Origin of the sequence: Stutzerimonas xanthomarina DSM 18231, from assembly GCF_900129835.1 — a bacterium.
GTDB classification, from domain to species: domain Bacteria; phylum Pseudomonadota; class Gammaproteobacteria; order Pseudomonadales; family Pseudomonadaceae; genus Stutzerimonas; species Stutzerimonas xanthomarina.
On sequence record NZ_FQXA01000004.1, the window covers coordinates 236,321 to 253,190 of the forward strand.

Genomic DNA, 16,870 nt, shown 5'->3' on the forward strand with positions numbered 1-16,870 from the left:
GGCAGTCGATGTATGCTTCGTCGGCTGTGCAGCCGCCTGCATTCTCCGCTCCGAGGTCGACCGTTCCATGCGTACCGCTTTGCTGTCATCGCTCGTTGCCCTGGCCGGGTTCGCCACTGCTCACGCCAGTGAGCCGCTGCTCGACCTGCAGCTTGGCGCAACGCCACTCAAGGCTGAATACGCCCGCTCTCCCGACGAGCGCGCGCGCGGCCTGATGGAGCGCACCGAGCTCGCGGCGGATCGCGGCATGCTGTTTCGCTTCGGCGATTTCCGCCGTCACTGCCTGTGGATGAAAGACACGCCGCTGCCGCTCTCGGCGGCCTTCATGGACGAGCAGGGGCGCATCGTCGATATCCTCGATCTGCAGCCGCTGGACACCACGATCCGCTGTTCGCGCGAGCCCGCGCGTTACGCGTTGGAAGTGAACCAGGGCTGGTTTCGTCAACACCGACTCGAGGTTGGCGATCAGGTGACCGGCATCCCGGACTAGTCCCGATACGACGGGCCGACACCGGTCGGCGAGCGAGACGGCACGCGCCTGCTTGTCCGTTGCGCCTGTTTAGACAAGTCATCGAACGGTCACAGTCCTTTCACCGAAACGACATGGGTCGTGCCTAAGGTCATGCCTCATCAGACGGCCGCCAACGGTTGCCGTCGTTCTCGATGAGGGAGTCGGTCCATGAGTGCGGTGATCCGTGTCGACAGTCTGAACAAGACCTTCGCAGGCAAACGTGCCCTGCATGACCTGGCGCTGTCCGTTCAGCCAGGTGAGATGGTGGCGCTGATCGGCGCATCCGGTTCCGGCAAGTCCACGCTGCTGCGGCACATCGCGGGGCTGGCCTGCGGTGATCGCGCGGGTGGCCATATTCAGGTGCTGGGGCGCGAGGTGCAGTCGGCGGGACGTCTGAACGCGGACGTGCGGCGGTTGCGTGCCGACATCGGCTACATCTTCCAGCAGTTCAACCTGGTCAATCGCCTCAGCGTACTGGACAACGTGCTGCTGGGCTTTCTCGGGCGTATGCCGCGCTGGCGCGGTTCGCTGGGCATGTTCAGCGCCGAGCAGAAGCAACAGGCACTGGCGGCGCTGGACCGCGTGGGACTGGCGCATCGTGCCGAACAGCGTGCTTCGACGCTCTCCGGTGGCCAGCAGCAGCGCGTGGCCATCGCCCGGGCGCTGACGCAGCAGGCCGAAGTGATTCTCGCCGATGAGCCGATCGCCTCGCTCGACCCCGAGTCCGCACGCAAGGTCATGGACATCCTCGCGGACATCAATCGCCTCGACGGGAAGACCGTTGTCGTCACGCTGCATCAGGTTGACTACGCCTTGCGTTATTGCCAGCGAGCGGTGGCCTTGAAGGACGGCCGTATTCATTACGACGGTGCTTGTGCCGACCTCGATTCGCGGCTTCTCAACGATCTTTACGGCGCTGATCTCGACGCCAGCCTGCTGTTCTCCGATCAGACCCGCACACCTGCCGTTCCAGTGCCCGAGCAGGTGCGGACGCTGAGCCTGGCGCGGGCCTGATTTCTTGATTTTCTGATGCCACGCATGCCAACCCCACCGTCATCCAATGACAGGAGCTTTTCCATGTTCAATCGTATTGGCCGCGTACTGGCCGCCTCTGCCTTGTTGACCGGCTCGCTGCTGGGCAGCGCGTACGCGGAAGACAAGGAACTCAATTTCGGCATCATCTCCACCGAATCCTCGCAGAACCTGCGGGCCGTCTGGGATCCCTTCCTCGCGGCCATGAGCGAGCGCACCGGGATGAAGATCAACGCGTTCTTTGCGCCCGATTACGCCGGCATCATTCAGGGCATGCGCTTCGATAAGGTCGACCTGGCCTGGTATGGCAACAAGTCGGCGATGGAAGCCGTGGACCGCGCCGGCGGCGAAATCTTCGCCCAGACCGTCGCGTCCAACGGTGCGCAGGGTTACTACAGCCTGCTGGTGGCGCACAAGGACAGCCCCATCAACTCCGTCGAAGACATGCTCAAGGATGCCGGCAAGCTGACCTTCGCCAACGGTGATCCGAACTCCACCTCCGGCTATCTGGTGCCGGGCTACTACGTGTTCGCCAAAAACAAGGTAGACGCCAACAAGATCTTCAAGCGCTCGCTCAACGGCAGCCATGAAGTCAATGCCCTGTCGGTCGCCAACAAACAGGTCGATGTCGGCACGTTCAACAATGAGGGCATGGAGCGCCTGGAACTGACCGCACCGGAGAAGGCCGCGCAGCTCAAGGTCATCTGGACCTCGCCGCTGATCCCAGCCGATCCGATGGTCTGGCGCAAAAACCTGCCGGATGCGACCAAAGCCGACATTCGTGAGTTCTTCATGACCTACGGCGACAAGCCCGGCGAAATGGAGGTGCTGGCTGACCTGCAGTGGGGCAAGTTCCGCGCCTCGGATGATGACCAGCTGCTGCCGATCCGTCAGTTGGAGCTGTTCAAGAAGCGTAGTGAAGTCGCCAACAACGCCAAGCTGGACGACAGCGACAAGCAGGCTCAATTGAAGGAACTGGACGCCCAGCTCGCCGCCCTCGAGCAGCGCATGGCCGAGATCGAGCAGAAAACCGCCGCCGCCACGGCTGGCTGATCCGCTGGCCGCCGCGTAAGCGGCGGCCGACTTCTGTTTGCCGGAGCATCCGATGACTTCACTGACCGCGCATACCCCAGTTGCCGAGCCGCAGAAACACTCGTGGTTCAAGCTGGTTGGCTGGGGACTGTTTCTCGCACTGCTGGGCTGGTCCTGGCAGGGCGCCGAGATGAACCCGCTTACGCTGATCCGAGACGCCGGCAACATGGCGACCTTCGCCGCCGACTTCTTTCCCCCGGATTTCAGCAACTGGGAGCTGTATCTGACGGAGATGATCGTCACCGTGCAGATCGCCCTTTGGGGCACGGTACTGGCCATCCTCTGCGCGATTCCGCTGGGCATTCTCTGTGCCGATAACATCGTGCCCTGGTGGGTCTACCAACCGGTCCGGCGCTTGATGGACGCGTGCCGTTCGATCAACGAGATGGTGTTCGCCATGCTCTTCGTCGTCGCGGTCGGCCTCGGCCCTTTTGCCGGCGTACTGGCGCTGTTCGTGGGCACCACCGGCGTGCTCGCCAAACTCTTTGCTGAAGCGGTGGAGGCCATCGAACCGGGCCCGGTAGAAGGCGTGCGTGCCACCGGCGCCAGCGCACTGCAGGAAGTCATCTTCGGGGTCATTCCGCAAGTGCTGCCGCTATGGATTTCCTACGCGCTGTATCGCTTCGAATCCAACGTGCGCTCGGCGACGGTGGTGGGCATGGTCGGCGCCGGCGGTATCGGCGTGATCCTGTGGGAAGCCATTCGCGGTTTCCAGTTCGGCCAGACCTGCGCGCTGCTGATCGTCATCGTGGCGGTGGTCAGCGTGATCGACATCATCTCCCAGCGCTTGCGCAAACTCTTCATCTGACGGAGACGGGCGCCGTGTGCGTCCTTTTTTAGCCATGCACCTGTCTAGACAACCTCAACCGCGCTACCTGCAGCTGGCCGCTCAGTTGCGTGAGGAGTTGCGCCACTTGCAGCCCGGCGATCAGTTGCCCGGTGAGGTCCAATTGGCGACCCGGTTTGCGGTCAATCGGCACACGCTACGCCGCGCCATCGATGAGCTGGTCAGCGAGGGTCGGGTGTTGCGCCAACAGGGCCGCAGTACCCGCGTGCTGGCGCGTCCGCTGATCTATCCGCTGGCGGCCGGCAGTGCCTACAGCGAGTCACTCTCGGCCCAGGGGCACGGTGTCCAGGCGCGGCTGCTGCAGCGCCAGTTGCGTTCGGCCACTCCGGAAGAAGCCGATCACCTGAAGCTGGGCGAGGGTGCGACCCTGCTGGAGTTGCATACCTTGCGGCTGCTCGACCAGCAACCGGTCAGCCTGATCCGGCATCGCTTCTGTGCCAGCCGCCAGGTGTTGCTGGAGGACTACAACGGCGGGTCGCTGCGCCAGTACCTGGCCGAACGTCAACTGCCGCTGCACCGCGCCTTCAGCCTGATCGGCGCCCGGCTGCCCACGTCGGACGAGGCTGACCAGTTGCTGATGCCGCGCCACGCGCCACTGCTGACCGTACTCACCCTTTCACATGACCTGGCCGGGCGGCCGGTGGAGCTGTCGCTGTCGACCAGCCGCGCCGATCGCTTCCAGTACCAGGTCGCCACCTGATGGAGACGCGCATGACCCCAGAAATTGCCACTCGCCAACGCTGGATGGGCGTGCTCGCCCGTGCCGGCGATGAGCTGGCGCGCTACGAGGCCGAGCTGAAGGACATCAACTACCAGCTGGTCCGCGCCCCGGAAATCGGCATGACGTTGGTTCGCGGCCGCATGGGCGGTACGGGTGCGGCGTTCAACCTCGGCGAAATGACCGTTACCCGTTGCGTGGTGCGGCTTGGCGATGGGCGGACCGGCTACAGCTACGTTGCCGGGCGCGACAAGCGCCACGCTGAACTGGCCGCGCTGGCCGATGCGCACTTGCAAGGTCGCGATCAGGCGCATTGGCAGGCGCAAGTCATCTCGCCGCTTGCCTCCATCCAGGCGGCACGTCGGGCGGCGCAGGACGCCGAGACGGCCAGCAGCAAAGTGGAATTTTTCACCCTGGTCAGAGGAGAAGACTGATGAGCGCAGATCTTTTGCACCCGGCGTTCGACGATCAGGTGCTCGACAGCCAACGAGTATTCCGCGCAGCACTGAAAGCACTAGCCGAGCCTGGCCTGACGCAGCCGCTGATTCCCGTACAGGCGCTTGAACCTCTGGCCCCGGCGAGCTACGCGCTGTGCCTGAGCCTGCTCGACGGCGACACGCGGTTGTGGCTGGCACCTGCGTTCGATACGCCGATGGTGCGCGCCAACCTGGCGTTTCATTGCGGCTGCCCGATCGTAGCCGAACGCGAATCAGCCGATTTCGCGCTGCTCGGCGTTCAGGAGCTCGTCGACCTGTCCGGTTTCTGCACCGGCAGCGAACGCTTCCCTGATCAGTCCTGCACGCTGCTGGTCCAGCTCGATGCCCTCGAGGGTGGCGCAGCGTTGAGCTGGAGCGGCCCGGGCATCCTCGGCCAGCGCGAGGTGAGCCTGCCGGTACCGGCTGCGTTCTGGCAGCAGCGCGCCGCTCGCAACGATTTTCCGCGCGGGCTGGACCTGTTTTTTGCCGCTGATCTATCACTGATCGGCTTGCCCCGCAGCACCCGCATAGCCGCATCGATAGAGGAGGTCGCCTGATGTACGTAGCCGTCAAAGGTGGCGAACAGGCCATCGACAATGCTCACCGGCTGCTGGCAAAGAAGCGCCGCGGCGACACCGCCTTGCCCGAATTGAGCGTCAGCCAGATCCGTCAGCAACTGCCGCTGGCGGTGGCGCGGGTGATGGCCGAAGGGTCGCTGTTCGACGAAGAGCTGGCGGCGCTGGCGATCAAGCAGGCGGCCGGTGATTTGCTCGAAGCGATCTTCCTGCTGCGTGCCTATCGCACCACCCTGCCGCGTTTCGGCGCCAGCGTCCCGTTGGAAACCGCGCAGATGCGCCCGAACCGGCGCATCTCGGCCACCTTCAAGGATTTGCCCGGCGGCCAGCTGCTCGGCCCGACCTTCGATTACAGCCATCGCCTGCTGGACTTCAGCCTGCTGGCCGAAGGCGAGCATCCCGGTCCGGAGCTTGATCCTCAAGCCGAGCTTGCGGCCTGTCCGCGCGTGCTCGACCTGCTTGCCCAGGAAGGTCTGATGAAGCCCGAGCGCGGCGACGATCAGGCCGTGCCGGACATCACCCGCGAACCCTTGGAATTCCCCAGCGGCCGCGCGCAGCGGCTACAAGCGCTGGCCCGTGGCGATGAAGGTTTTCTGCTGGCGCTGGGTTATTCGACCCAGCGTGGCTATGGCCGCAATCACCCCTTTGCTGGGGAAATCCGCATTGGCGAGGTGGAGGTCTGGATGGAACCGCCAGAGCTGGGCTTTGCCGTACCGCTGGGCGATATCGAAGTTACCGAGTGCGAGATGGTCAACCAGTTCGTCGGCGGGCAGGGCATCGACCCGCAGTTCACCCGCGGCTACGGGCTGGCCTTCGGTTACGCCGAGCGCAAGGCCATGGGCATGGCCCTGGTCGATCGTGCGCTGCGCGGCGCCGAGTACGGCGAGACCGTACAGGGCCCGGCGCAGCAGGAAGAGTTCGTGCTGATGCACTGCGACAACGTCGAAGCCGGTGGCTTCGTCTCGCACCTCAAGCTGCCGCACTACGTCGACTTCCAGTCCGAGCTGGAGTTGATTCGCAAGCTGCGCCGCGCGCCGGTCGAGGAGACCACCACGGCCGAGTCCGAGCCCGATGCCAAGGAGCGCCGCGCATGAATATGACCGTTATTGACCGTCAGCCCGGCGCGACGGAGCAGGGTTACAACTTCGCCTACCTCGACGAACAGACCAAACGCATGATCCGCCGCGGGCTGCTCAAGGCTGTGGCAATTCCCGGTTATCAGGTGCCCTTCGGCGGGCGCGAAATGCCGCTGCCCTATGGCTGGGGCACCGGCGGCATGCAGCTGACCGCCGCCATTCTGGGCGCCGAGGACATGCTCAAGGTGATCGATCAGGGCGCCGATGACACCACCAACGCCGTGTCGATCCGCCGCTTCTTCGCCCGCACCGCGGGGGTCGCCACCACCACCCGCACGCCCGAGGCGACGGTGATCCAGACTCGCCATCGGATTCCCGAAACGCCGCTGCGCAACGACCAGATCATGGTCTATCAGGTGCCGATTCCCGAGCCGTTGCGCTTCATCGAACCCTCGGAAAGCGAGACCCGGACCATTCACGCGCTGGCCGATTATGGGGTCATGCACGTCAAGCTCTACGAAGACATCGCCACCTTCGGCCATATCGCCACCAGCTATGCCTACCCGGTGACGGTGGACGGCCGCTACGTGATGGATCCTTCGCCGATTCCCAAATTCGATAACCCGAAATTGAACATGAGCCCGGCGCTGATGCTGTTCGGCGCCGGCCGCGAAAAGCGCCTCTATGCCTTGCCGCCCTACACGGACGTGCGCAGCCTGGATTTTGAGGATCACCCTTTCGCCATCCAGGCGTGGGACCAGTGCTGCGCCTTCTGCGGCAGCGACAGCTCATACCTCGACGAACTCATCGTCGACGACGCCGGCACCAAGCGCTTCGTCTGCTCGGATACCGATTACTGCACCCAGCGCCGAGACGCCCAGGAGGCCGCCGAATGAACGCCGCGCTCGATTTGCAACAACCCGTCAGCCGCGTGGATCAGCCCTTGCTGTCGGTCCGCGGGCTGACGCGCCTGTACGGGCCGGATACTGGCTGCCAGGGCGTCGACTTTGATCTCTATCCCGGTGAGGTGCTGGGCATCGTCGGTGAGTCCGGCTCCGGCAAGTCCACGCTGCTCAGCCTGCTCTCCGGACGCTGCCCGCCCGACCGGGGCTCGGTGAGCTACCGCGGACGCGACGGTGCCTGGCTCGATCTCTACGCCGCCAGCGAGGCGGAGCGTCGCAACTTGCTGCGCACCGAGTGGGGGTTCGTCGAACAGAACCCGCGCGACGGGCTGCGCATGGGTGTATCCGCTGGCGCCAATATCGGCGAGCGGCTGATGGCTCAGGGGCAGCGCCATTACGGCCAGCTGCGCCAGGCCGGGTTGGATTGGCTGAGCCAGGTGGAGATCGACCCGGCGCGTATCGACGATCTGCCACGCACCTTCTCCGGTGGCATGCAACAGCGCCTGCAGATCGCCCGCAACCTGGTGTCCGGACCTCGCCTGGTGTTCATGGACGAGCCCACCGGCGGTCTCGATGTATCCGTGCAGGCGCGCCTGCTCGACCTGTTGCGTGGGTTGGTGCACGAGCTGGATCTGGCCGTGGTGATCGTCACCCACGACCTGGCCGTGGCACGGCTGCTGGCGGATCGGCTGATGGTCATGCGCCGCTCCCGCGTGGTGGAAACCGGCCTCACCGATCAGATTCTTGATGATCCGCAGCATCCGTATTCGCAGCTGTTGGTGTCCTCGGTGTTGCAGCCATGAGGAGGCTTACAAGCAAGCCGGGTATGGCGGTCGGTTCGTCGCGAAAAGCTTCGCCAGCAAGCTGGCTCCTACAGGAGGGCGATGTCGGCCGCGAGCGCTGGGAGGTTTCCGCTTTCGTAGGAGCGAGCTTGCTCGCGAACCAGGTACGCAGGCCCGACTTCAGGCCGTTTTCTATGTTGCGAGGTTACCCATGAGCAGCCCGATCGAGGTCCGCGACCTCCGCAAATCCTTCACCCTTCATCAGCAGCACGGGGTGACCCTCGATGTGCTGCGAGCGGTCAGCTTTACCGTCAACTCGGGCGAATGCCTGGTACTGCACGGCCGCTCTGGCGCGGGCAAGTCCACCCTGTTGCGCTGCCTGTACGGCAACTACCTGGCCACGGGCAGCATCCGCCTGTGCCATCGCGGCGAACCGCTGGAGCTGGTCGGCGCCGAGCCGCGACAGCTGCTGGCAGTGCGCCGCGAAAGCCTCGGCTATGTAAGCCAGTTTCTGCGGGTAATTCCGCGGGTGCCGTGTTTGGAGGTAGTCATGGCGCCGGCGCTGGCGCGTGGCTGGGATCGGGAGCAAGCGCGTCTGCGTGCCGAAAGCCTGTTGACCCGGCTGAACATTCCCGAGCGGCTCTGGCAGTTGGCGCCTGGCACCTTTTCCGGCGGCGAGCAACAGCGTGTGAACCTGGCGCGAGGCTTCATGGTGCAGTGGCCGGTGCTGCTGCTGGACGAGCCCACCGCCTCGCTGGATGAGGCCAACTGTCGGGTGGTACTGGAGCTGATCAGTGAGGCCAAGGCCGCCGGGGCCGCGCTGATCGGCATTTTCCATGACCGCGCGATCCGCGAAGCGGTCGCCGACCGCTACCTGGACATGACTGCCGAGGAGCACCGCCATGCCTGCTGAACTGATTCTGACCAACGCCCGCGTCGTTACCGCTGGGCGGGTGATCGACGGCACGCTGGTGATCCGTGACGGGCTGATTGCCGAACTCAACGAAGGCAACAGCCAGCTGCCCCAGGCACAGGATCTGGGTGGCGACTACCTGATGCCCGGTCTGGTCGAGTTGCACACCGACAATCTGGAAAAACACATGACGCCGCGCCCCGGCGTCGACTGGCCCTCGGCCTCGGCGGTGCTGACCCACGATGCGCAGATTGTCGCCGCAGGCATCACCACGGTGTTCGACGCCTTGTCTATCGGCGACATCAACCCGCGCGGCAAGCGCATGCAGCAGTTGCCGGCCATGCTTGACGCCATCGCGCATGCCGAAGCGGCGGGTGACACCCGTGCCGAGCACCGGCTGCATTTGCGCTGCGAGGTGTGCCATCCGGACGCGCTGAGCCTGTTCCGCGATCTGGTAGAGCAGCCACTGGTGCAACTGGTATCGGTGATGGACCATTCGCCAGGCCAGCGCCAGTTTGCCCACGCGCAGAAATACCGCGAGTACTACATGGGCAAGTACCACCTCAGCGAGGCGGAGATGGATGCGTTCAGTGACCAGCAGATCGCCAACTCCCGGCAGCACAGCGACCGCCAGCGCCGCGCCGTCGTCGACATTTGCCAGGCTCGTGGCTTGGCGCTGGCCAGTCACGATGACGCGACACTCGCGCATGTCGAGGAATCGGCCGGCTTCGGCATGGCCATCGCTGAATTTCCGACCACCTTCGAGGCGGCCGAGGCCAGCCATGCGCGCGGGCTCAAGGTGCTGATGGGCGCCCCGAACATCGTTCGCGGTGGCTCGCATTCGGGCAACATTGCTGCGGCGGATCTCGCCCGTCGCGGAGCGCTGGATATCCTTTCCAGCGATTACTACCCGGCGAGCTTGCTACAGGCTGCTTTCATGCTCTCGGCGCTGGGCAACGGCTATGACTTGCCCAAAGCCATCGCCACGGTCAGTCTGGCACCGGCTCGGGCCGCGGGGCTCGATGATCGCGGCGAGATCCGCCCCGGTCTGCGCGCCGATCTGCTGCAGGCGAGCGACAGGCATGGCCTGCCGGTGGTCAGACAGGTATGGAGACAAGGCAGAAGGGTGTTTTGATGAAGGGACGATTGATCTATCTGATGGGCCCCTCCGGCGCCGGCAAGGACAGCCTGCTGCTGGCTGCCCGCGAGCCGCTGCAGGCGCGCGGGTGTCGGATCGCGCGGCGCGTCATTACCCGCTCCGCCGAAGCCGCGGGGGAGGATGCCCTGGCGGTGACCGAGGCCGAATTCGAGCAGCTGCGCCGCAACGGTGCGTTCGCGCTGAACTGGCACGCCAACGGCCTGCACTACGGCATACCCCAGCAGATCGACGAGTGGCTGGCGGCGGGTGAGGATGTGCTGGTCAACGGGTCGCGCGGCTATCTGAGCGAGGCGCGTGCGCGGTACCCGCAGCTGCAGGCGGTACTGCTTACCGTGGCGCTCCCTGTGCTGCGTCAGCGCCTGCTGGCACGCGGGCGTGAGTCGATTGAAGAGATCGAGGCACGGCTTGCCCGCAACGAACAGTTTCGCTCGGCGGCGGAGCAGGGCGAGGCGCTGATACTGGACAATTCCGGTCCGCTGGAGCAGACCGTGCAGCGTTTGCTTCGGTTGATCGACCAGGCCCGCGCATGCGCCTGACCATCCTCGGCAGCGGCAACGCCCGCCAGGTGCCGGTATACAACTGTGACTGCGCGGCTTGCGGGCGCGCGCGGCTCGATCCGGCCTGGCGCCGCGGGCCATGCTGCGCCTTGATCGAATGCGGCTCGCAGCGCTGGCTGATCGACAGCGGCATTACCGATCTCACCGAGCGTTTCACGCCCGGCAGCCTCAGCGGGATCCTGCAGACTCATTACCACGCCGACCATGCGCAAGGGCTGTTGCACCTGCGCTGGGGATTGGGAATGCGTATTCCGGTGCATGGCCCGAGCGATCCTGAGGGCCTGGCCGATCTCTATAAGCATCCGGGCATTCTGGATTTCTCAGAGCCCTTCGGGGCGCTTGAGCATCGTGCACTGGGCGAGCTGGGTGTCACCGCATTACCGCTCAATCACTCCAAGCCGACCCTGGGCTATCTGTTCGAAGGAGAGGGACGCCGCATCGCCTATCTCACGGACACGCTGGGGGTGCCGGATGCCAGCGTGAGCGTACTGCATCAGCAGCCGCTGGACCTGCTGGTGCTGGACTGCTCGAGCCCGCCCCAAGCCGCACCGCAGAACCACAACGACCTGACCCAGGCGCTGGCGGTGATTGCCGAGCTGCAACCGAAACAGGCGCTGCTGACCCATATCGGCCACAATTTGGATACTTGGCTGCTGGACAACCCTGACGCGTTGCCGGCTGGCGTCAGCATGGCCTGCGACGGCCAGTCCCTGAGTTTCGCCGCGATGGTGGATGCCAAATGAGCCCTAACGAGGCTTCACCGCCTGATTCCAACGCAAGCCCCGCTGCTCGCCGCCTCACCCTGGTCATGTGCCTCGCCGAAACCCTGGGTATGGCCGGCTTTGCACTCTTTGCTGCTTTGCTGCCTGAGTTTCAGGTGCTCTGGCAGCTGGATAACACCGAAGCAGGCTGGATCGGTGGCGGATTCTTTCTGGGTTACATGCTCGCGGTGCCGGTGCTGACCGGGCTGACCGATCGCCACGATGCGCGGCTGATCTACCTCTGGGCGATGCTGTTGACCGCCTTCGCCAGCGCTGGCTTCGTGTTGGCTGATGACTTCTGGTCGGCGCTGCTCTGGCGCGTGCTGGCCGGCGTTGGCCTGGCCGGTACCTACATGCCCGGGCTCAAAGCCCTGTCCGAACGGATCGAGGGCCCGGCGCAGTCGCGTGCGATCGCGTTCTACACCGCGAGCTTCGGGCTGGGCACGGCGCTGTCCTTCCTGCTTGCCGGCGAACTGGCGAAGCTTGGCGGCTGGGAACTCCCCGCGCTGCTCAGCGGGGGCTGTGCGCTTCTTGCGTGGGTGATGGTGTGGCGCGGGTTGCCGCCCAAGCCGGTCGCCCTGCATGAGCCGCGGCACTGGCTGGATTTGGCCCCGTTGATGGAACGCCCTGTTATCGCCTATTGCCTGGCCTATGCCATGCACAACCTTGAGCTGTTCGCCTTTCGCGCCTGGCTGGTCGCCTTCATCGTGTTCGCCGGTGACTGGCAGGGCCAGCCGACCTGGCTGAGCGGAACCTGGGTGGCGATGCTGGCGACCCTGATCGGGATGCCGGCCAGCATTCTTGGCAACGAGATGGCGATTCGCTTCGGCCGGCAGCGCTGGCTGATGACCGTAATGCTGCTGTCCGCCGTGCTGGCTGGCCTCGTCGGGCTTGGCGCGGCGTTGCCATTCTGGGCGCTGTTGATCCTGATCCTCTGCTATAGCGTCACGGTGACCGCGGACTCGGCGGCGCTGACCTCCGGGCTGGTGGCGGTGGCGCCGGCCAGCCACCGGGGCGCGGCCATGGCGCTGTATTCCTGTACCGGCTTTACCGGTGCGTTCCTCGGGCCGCTGCTGTTCGGCATGGTGCTCGACGCGCTGGGCGACGATCAGCTGTCGGGTTGGTGGGCCGCCTTCGCCCTGATGGGGCTGCTGCTGTTGCTCGGTCCGCTGGCCCTGCGTTGGGCGAATCGCCGCGTCGACATACGACCGCAGCCCCAGCGAGTCTGACGCTCGCTGCGCTAATCCAACGGCAACTCGGTCGTCCGTTTCACTTCGCTCATGGCGATATGGGAATGCGCTTCCTGCACGTGCGGCCGCTGCAACAGCTGATCGCGCAGAAAACGCTCGTAGCTGTCGATGTCCTTGGCCACCACCTTGAGCAGGTAGTCCGACTCGCCGGCCATGGTGTGGCATTCCAGCACCTCGGGATAACCCACGACGGCGCGCTCGAACTCGTCGAGGTTGCTGCGGCCATGCGCTGACAGCTTGATGTTGACGAACACCGTCATGTTCAGCCCGAGCTTTTTAGGATTGAGCAGCGCGACCTTGCGTTCGATCAGCCCTTCTTCCTGCATGCGGTTGATGCGGCGCCAGCACGGCGATTGCGACAGCTCGACCTTTTCGGCGATCTCCGCAGCGGACAGGTCGGCGTTGTGTTGCAGCAGCAGCAAAATCTTGCGGTCGATGCTGCTGAGTGGGGTCTGCATGGTTGTGCTCTTTTTGTTGTTGTTAGTGGATGGATCATGCACGCGAGTGCGCTTACACAGCAAAAGTAGAAAGAAAATCGCTCGGCGTCACGGCCAAACTCTTATCCAACGCGCAACGGTGAGGTGATCCCTTGCTGTGTGCTGGCGTGGGAAAGCTTTCCGTGCAGCTCCCACAGCCTTGTTAGGCGGATGGCTTAAGAAGCCGTCCAGACTCCGATAAAAACAAACAGGAGCGCCACATGTCATTGGCCGAGATCCGCCTGGATGACAAGTACCGGCTCGCAACCGGACATCTGTACCTCACCGGCACCCAGGCGCTGACCCGCCTGCCCATGCTGCAGCATCAACGCGACCAAGCCCAAAACCTGAACACCGGTTGCTTTATCTCCGGCTACCGCGGCTCGCCGCTGGGCATGCTGGACAAAAGCCTCTGGGAAGCGCGCGATTACCTGAAGCAGCACGCCATCCATTTCCAGCCGGGCCTCAACGAGGAACTGGCGGCGACGGCGGTCTGGGGCAGTCAGCAGACCAACCTGTTTCCGGGCGCCAAGTACGACGGCGTGTTCGCCATGTGGTACGGCAAGGGGCCGGGTGTCGACCGCTCCGGTGACGTCTTCAAGCACGGCAACGCGGCTGGCGTCTCGCCCCATGGCGGCGTGCTGCTGCTGGCCGGCGACGACCACGGCTGCAAATCCTCGACATTGCCGCACCAGAGTGAACACGCATTCATTGCCGCCTCGATCCCGGTGCTCAACCCGTCCAACGTCCAGGAAATCCTCGACTACGGCATCATCGGCTGGGAGCTGTCGCGCTATTCCGGTTGCTGGGTGGCGCTCAAGACCATCGCCGAGAACGTCGACTCCTCCGCGGTTGTTGAAGTCGATCCGCTCCGCGTGAAAACGCGCATCCCTGATGACTTCGAACTGCCCGAAGACGGCGTACACATCCGCTGGCCGGACCCGCCGCTGGCGCAGGAAAAGCGCCTCAATCTGTACAAGATCTACGCCGCGCGCGCCTTTGCCCGGGCCAACAATCTCAACCAGGTGATGCTCGATTCGCCGAACCCGCGACTGGGCATCATCACTACTGGCAAGTCCTATCTCGATGTTCGCCAGGCACTGGACGACCTCGGGCTGGACGAAGCGCTGTGCGCCTCCGTCGGCCTGCGCGTATTGAAAGTCGGCATGAGCTGGCCGCTGGAGCCGGTTTCCGTGCATGAATTTGCCCAGGGTCTCGACGAGATTCTGGTGGTCGAGGAAAAGCGCAGCATCCTCGAAGACCAGCTCACCGGGCAGCTCTACAACTGGCCGCTGGACAAGCGCCCACGGGTGGTCGGCGAGTTCGATGAGCACGGTACGTCCTTGCTGCCGAACCTCTCCGAACTGACCCCGGCGATGATCGCCCGGGTGATCGCCAAGCGTCTCGCGCCGATCTACACCAGCGACAGCATCCAGGCGCGGCTCGCGTTTCTGTCAGCGAAGGAAAAGGCGCTGGCCGCTCGTAGCTATGACACTGTGCGCACGCCGCATTACTGCTCCGGCTGCCCGCACAACACCTCGACCAAGGTGCCGGAGGGCAGCCGCGCCTCGGCCGGCATTGGCTGTCACTACATGGTGCAGTGGATGGATCGGCGCACCGAGACCTTCACCCAGATGGGTGGCGAGGGCGTCAACTGGATCGGCCAGGCGCCGTTCACTGACACGCCGCACATGTTCCAGAACCTCGGCGACGGCACCTACTTCCACTCTGGCAGCCTGGCCGTGCGCGCCGCAGTGGCGGCCGGGGTGAACATCACCTTCAAGATTCTCTACAACGATGCAGTGGCCATGACCGGTGGCCAGCCCATCGACGGCGAACTGCGTGTCGATCAGCTCAGTCGGCAGATCGCTGATGAAGGCGTGAAACGCATCGCGCTGGTCAGTGACGAGCCGGACAAATACCCGACCCGCGAAACCTTTGCGCAGATCACCAGCTTCCATCACCGTCGCGATCTGGACGCCGTGCAGCGCGAGCTGCGCGAGTTCAAGGGTGTCTCGGTGATCATCTATGACCAGACGTGCGCCACCGAGAAGCGTCGTCGGCGCAAGCGCGGCAAGCTGGAAGATCCGGCCAAGCGTGCCTTCATCAACCCGGCCGTTTGCGAGGGCTGTGGCGACTGCGGCGAGAAGTCCAACTGCCTGGCGGTGATGCCGCTGGAAACCGAACTGGGGCGCAAGCGCGAGATCGACCAGAACGCCTGCAACAAGGACTTTTCCTGCGTCGAAGGCTTCTGCCCGAGCTTTGTCACCGTGCACGGTGGCGGGCTGCGCAAGCCTGAGGCCATGGCGGGCGGTATCGAGGCAGCGACATTGCCTGAGCCGCAGCACCCGATGCTGGACCGCCCTTGGAACGTGCTGATTCCAGGCGTTGGCGGCAGCGGTGTGACCACCCTCGGCGCGCTGCTGGGCATGGCTGCGCATCTGGAAGGCAAGGGCTGCACCGTGCTCGACCAGGCCGGTCTGGCGCAGAAGTTCGGCCCGGTGGTCACTCACGTGCGTATCGCCGCCAAGCAAGACGATATCTATGCCGTGCGCATCGCCGCAGGCGAAACCGATCTGCTGCTGGGCTGCGATCTGGTGGTGGCTGCCGGCGAGGATTCCCTGACCCGCCTCAACGATCAGATCAGTAACGCGGTGATCAATAGTCACGAGTCGGCAACCGCTGAGTTCACCCGTAACCCTGATGCTCAGGTGCCGGGCAAGGCCATGCGTGATGCGCTGGTCGATGCGGTGGGCGCAGAGAAAACCCACTTCATCGACGCGACCTACCTGGCCACTCGGCTGCTGGGCGATAGCATCGCCACCAACCTGTTCCTGTTGGGCTTTGCCTATCAGCAGGGGTTGTTGCCGCTGTCCGCTGAGGCCATCGAAAAGGCCATCAGCATCAACGGCGTCGCCGCACAGCTGAACCAGCAAGCGTTCCGCTGGGGCCGTCGTGCGGCACTGGAGCGCGAGGCGGTCGAGAAGCTGGCGCGTCCGGCTGAAATGGCCGAGCCTATTTGCCAGACCCTGGAAGAAATCGTCGACTGGCGCATGAACTTCCTCACCCGCTACCAGAATGCGGCCTATGCCAAGCGCTATCGCTCGATGGTCGAGCGCGTGCGTGCGGTGGATGCCGCGGATGACCTGGCGCTCTCGAAAGCCGTGGCGCGTTACTACTTCAAGCTGCTCGCCTACAAGGACGAGTACGAGGTGGCGCGGCTGTACAGCGAGCCGGAGTTTCGCCAGCAGCTCGAGGCGCAGTTCGAAGGCGACTACAAGCTGCAGTTCCACCTGGCACCGGCCTGGCTGGCCAAACGCGACAGCACCACTGGCGAGCCGCGCAAGCGTGAACTTGGGCCTTGGGTGCTGAACGCCTTCAACGTGCTGGCCAAGCTGAAATTCCTGCGCGGGACGCCGCTGGACGTGTTCGGCTACGGCCATGACCGCCGTGTGGAGCGCGAGTTGATCAGCGAGTACGAGCGCAACCTCGACGGACTGCTGGCGAAACTCAAGCCGACCAACTATCGCACCGCTGTGGCTATCGCCGCGCTACCCGAGCTGATCCGTGGTTATGGCCCGGTGAAGGAGCGCTCGATCGCCAAGGCTCGTCAGCAGGAGAAGCTACTCAAGGAGCAGCTGAACCGTGGCGACGAGGTGCAGGCCGTGCGGTTGTTTGAGCCCGCGGCGTGAACCCAGGGTGGGCTTCGGCCCACCGGCAGCGGTTGTGGGTTGTGAGGGCTA

General features: G+C 64.5%; 17 protein-coding genes. 16 read left to right on the plus strand and 1 reads right to left on the minus strand.

Annotated features, from left to right (window positions below; translation table 11 throughout):
* Positions 1–67: 67 nt before the first annotated feature.
* From BUE09_RS12100 to BUE09_RS12170, 15 genes are all read left to right on the plus strand, one after another.
* Positions 68–490, plus strand: coding sequence for a DUF192 domain-containing protein (locus BUE09_RS12100; protein WP_073301439.1), 423 nt, complete (start codon positions 68–70; stop codon positions 488–490).
* A gap of 189 nt (positions 491–679) precedes the next feature.
* Positions 680–1,525, plus strand: coding sequence for a phosphonate ABC transporter ATP-binding protein (gene phnC, locus BUE09_RS12105; protein WP_073301194.1), 846 nt, complete (start codon positions 680–682; stop codon positions 1,523–1,525).
* A 63-nt stretch (positions 1,526–1,588) separates the two neighbouring features.
* Entirely contained in the window at positions 1,589–2,596 is a 1,008-nt protein-coding gene (gene phnD, locus BUE09_RS12110; RefSeq protein ID WP_073301195.1) for a phosphonate ABC transporter substrate-binding protein, read from the plus strand.
* 52 nt (positions 2,597–2,648) lie between these two features.
* Positions 2,649–3,443, plus strand: coding sequence for a phosphonate ABC transporter, permease protein PhnE (gene phnE / locus BUE09_RS12115; RefSeq protein WP_073301196.1), 795 nt, complete (start codon positions 2,649–2,651; stop codon positions 3,441–3,443).
* A gap of 16 nt (positions 3,444–3,459) precedes the next feature.
* A complete protein-coding gene (gene phnF / locus BUE09_RS12120; protein ID WP_231975563.1) occupies positions 3,460–4,182 on the plus strand; it encodes a phosphonate metabolism transcriptional regulator PhnF in 723 nt (240 codons plus the stop codon).
* Positions 4,182–4,634 carry a phosphonate C-P lyase system protein PhnG gene (gene phnG / locus BUE09_RS12125; protein ID WP_073301198.1) on the plus strand — a complete coding sequence of 151 codons (453 nt, stop codon included), beginning with the start codon at positions 4,182–4,184 and terminating at the stop codon, positions 4,632–4,634. Before phnF ends, phnG begins: the two co-directional genes overlap by 1 nt.
* The gene (gene phnH, locus BUE09_RS12130) at positions 4,634–5,233 is read left to right on the plus strand and encodes a phosphonate C-P lyase system protein PhnH (protein WP_073301199.1); all 600 of its coding nucleotides are present in this window, start codon (positions 4,634–4,636) and stop codon (positions 5,231–5,233) included. Before phnG ends, phnH begins: the two co-directional genes overlap by 1 nt.
* On the plus strand, positions 5,233–6,345 hold the full coding sequence (locus tag BUE09_RS12135; protein ID WP_073301200.1) for a carbon-phosphorus lyase complex subunit: 1,113 nt from the start codon (positions 5,233–5,235) through the stop codon (positions 6,343–6,345). The genes phnH and BUE09_RS12135 overlap by 1 nt, the downstream gene beginning before the upstream one ends.
* Positions 6,346–6,347: 2 nt before the next feature.
* The gene (locus BUE09_RS12140; RefSeq protein WP_143164661.1) at positions 6,348–7,223 is read left to right on the plus strand and encodes an alpha-D-ribose 1-methylphosphonate 5-phosphate C-P-lyase PhnJ; all 876 of its coding nucleotides are present in this window, start codon (positions 6,348–6,350) and stop codon (positions 7,221–7,223) included.
* Positions 7,220–8,032: a phosphonate C-P lyase system protein PhnK gene (gene phnK, locus BUE09_RS12145; RefSeq protein ID WP_073301202.1), complete on the plus strand. Its 813-nt coding sequence runs from the start codon at positions 7,220–7,222 to the stop codon at positions 8,030–8,032. Before BUE09_RS12140 ends, phnK begins: the two co-directional genes overlap by 4 nt.
* 190 nt (positions 8,033–8,222) lie before the next feature.
* Positions 8,223–8,924 carry a phosphonate C-P lyase system protein PhnL gene (phnL, locus tag BUE09_RS12150; RefSeq protein WP_073301203.1) on the plus strand — a complete coding sequence of 234 codons (702 nt, stop codon included), beginning with the start codon at positions 8,223–8,225 and terminating at the stop codon, positions 8,922–8,924.
* A complete protein-coding gene (locus BUE09_RS12155) occupies positions 8,914–10,059 on the plus strand; it encodes an alpha-D-ribose 1-methylphosphonate 5-triphosphate diphosphatase (RefSeq protein WP_073301204.1) in 1,146 nt (381 codons plus the stop codon). The genes phnL and BUE09_RS12155 overlap by 11 nt, the downstream gene beginning before the upstream one ends.
* Positions 10,059–10,619, plus strand: coding sequence for a phosphonate metabolism protein/1,5-bisphosphokinase (PRPP-forming) PhnN (gene phnN, locus BUE09_RS12160; protein ID WP_073301205.1), 561 nt, complete (start codon positions 10,059–10,061; stop codon positions 10,617–10,619). Before BUE09_RS12155 ends, phnN begins: the two co-directional genes overlap by 1 nt.
* Complete coding sequence (gene phnP, locus BUE09_RS12165; RefSeq protein ID WP_073301206.1) at positions 10,610–11,383, plus strand: phosphonate metabolism protein PhnP; 774 nt, start codon at positions 10,610–10,612, stop codon at positions 11,381–11,383. Before phnN ends, phnP begins: the two co-directional genes overlap by 10 nt.
* Positions 11,380–12,630 carry an MFS transporter gene (locus BUE09_RS12170; protein WP_083380659.1) on the plus strand — a complete coding sequence of 417 codons (1,251 nt, stop codon included), beginning with the start codon at positions 11,380–11,382 and terminating at the stop codon, positions 12,628–12,630. Before phnP ends, BUE09_RS12170 begins: the two co-directional genes overlap by 4 nt.
* An 11-nt stretch (positions 12,631–12,641) precedes the next feature.
* Here BUE09_RS12170 and BUE09_RS12175 read toward each other — a convergent pair whose 3' ends face one another.
* The gene (locus BUE09_RS12175) at positions 12,642–13,109 is read right to left on the minus strand and encodes an Lrp/AsnC family transcriptional regulator (RefSeq protein ID WP_019340442.1); all 468 of its coding nucleotides are present in this window, start codon (positions 13,107–13,109) and stop codon (positions 12,642–12,644) included.
* 239 nt (positions 13,110–13,348) lie between these two features.
* Between BUE09_RS12175 and BUE09_RS12180 the strand changes: the two genes are divergently transcribed.
* Positions 13,349–16,819, plus strand: a complete 3,471-nt coding sequence (locus BUE09_RS12180; RefSeq protein ID WP_073301207.1) for an indolepyruvate ferredoxin oxidoreductase family protein — start codon at positions 13,349–13,351, stop codon at positions 16,817–16,819.
* The last annotated feature ends 51 nt before the right edge of the window (positions 16,820–16,870 follow it).

Excerpts from the sequence above, each read along its gene's own strand:
- BUE09_RS12100 (WP_073301439.1), top strand. The coding sequence starts at position 68 with ATGCGTACCGCTTTGCTGTCATCGCTCGTTGCCCTGGCCGGGTTCGCC.
- phnH (WP_073301199.1), top strand. The coding sequence starts at position 4,634 with ATGAGCGCAGATCTTTTGCACCCGGCGTTCGACGATCAGGTGCTCGAC.
- BUE09_RS12140 (WP_143164661.1), top strand. The coding sequence starts at position 6,348 with ATGACCGTTATTGACCGTCAGCCCGGCGCGACGGAGCAGGGTTACAAC.
- phnN (WP_073301205.1), top strand. The coding sequence starts at position 10,059 with ATGAAGGGACGATTGATCTATCTGATGGGCCCCTCCGGCGCCGGCAAG.
- BUE09_RS12135 (WP_073301200.1), top strand. The coding sequence starts at position 5,233 with ATGTACGTAGCCGTCAAAGGTGGCGAACAGGCCATCGACAATGCTCAC.
- phnC (WP_073301194.1), top strand. The coding sequence starts at position 680 with ATGAGTGCGGTGATCCGTGTCGACAGTCTGAACAAGACCTTCGCAGGC.
- BUE09_RS12175 (WP_019340442.1), bottom strand. The coding sequence starts at position 13,109 with ATGCAGACCCCACTCAGCAGCATCGACCGCAAGATTTTGCTGCTGCTG.
- BUE09_RS12155 (WP_073301204.1), top strand. The coding sequence starts at position 8,914 with ATGCCTGCTGAACTGATTCTGACCAACGCCCGCGTCGTTACCGCTGGG.
- phnG (WP_073301198.1), top strand. The coding sequence starts at position 4,182 with ATGGAGACGCGCATGACCCCAGAAATTGCCACTCGCCAACGCTGGATG.
- phnK (WP_073301202.1), top strand. The coding sequence starts at position 7,220 with ATGAACGCCGCGCTCGATTTGCAACAACCCGTCAGCCGCGTGGATCAG.
- BUE09_RS12180 (WP_073301207.1), top strand. The coding sequence starts at position 13,349 with ATGTCATTGGCCGAGATCCGCCTGGATGACAAGTACCGGCTCGCAACC.
- phnE (WP_073301196.1), top strand. The coding sequence starts at position 2,649 with ATGACTTCACTGACCGCGCATACCCCAGTTGCCGAGCCGCAGAAACAC.
- BUE09_RS12170 (WP_083380659.1), top strand. The coding sequence starts at position 11,380 with ATGAGCCCTAACGAGGCTTCACCGCCTGATTCCAACGCAAGCCCCGCT.
- phnD (WP_073301195.1), top strand. The coding sequence starts at position 1,589 with ATGTTCAATCGTATTGGCCGCGTACTGGCCGCCTCTGCCTTGTTGACC.
- phnL (WP_073301203.1), top strand. The coding sequence starts at position 8,223 with ATGAGCAGCCCGATCGAGGTCCGCGACCTCCGCAAATCCTTCACCCTT.
- phnP (WP_073301206.1), top strand. The coding sequence starts at position 10,610 with ATGCGCCTGACCATCCTCGGCAGCGGCAACGCCCGCCAGGTGCCGGTA.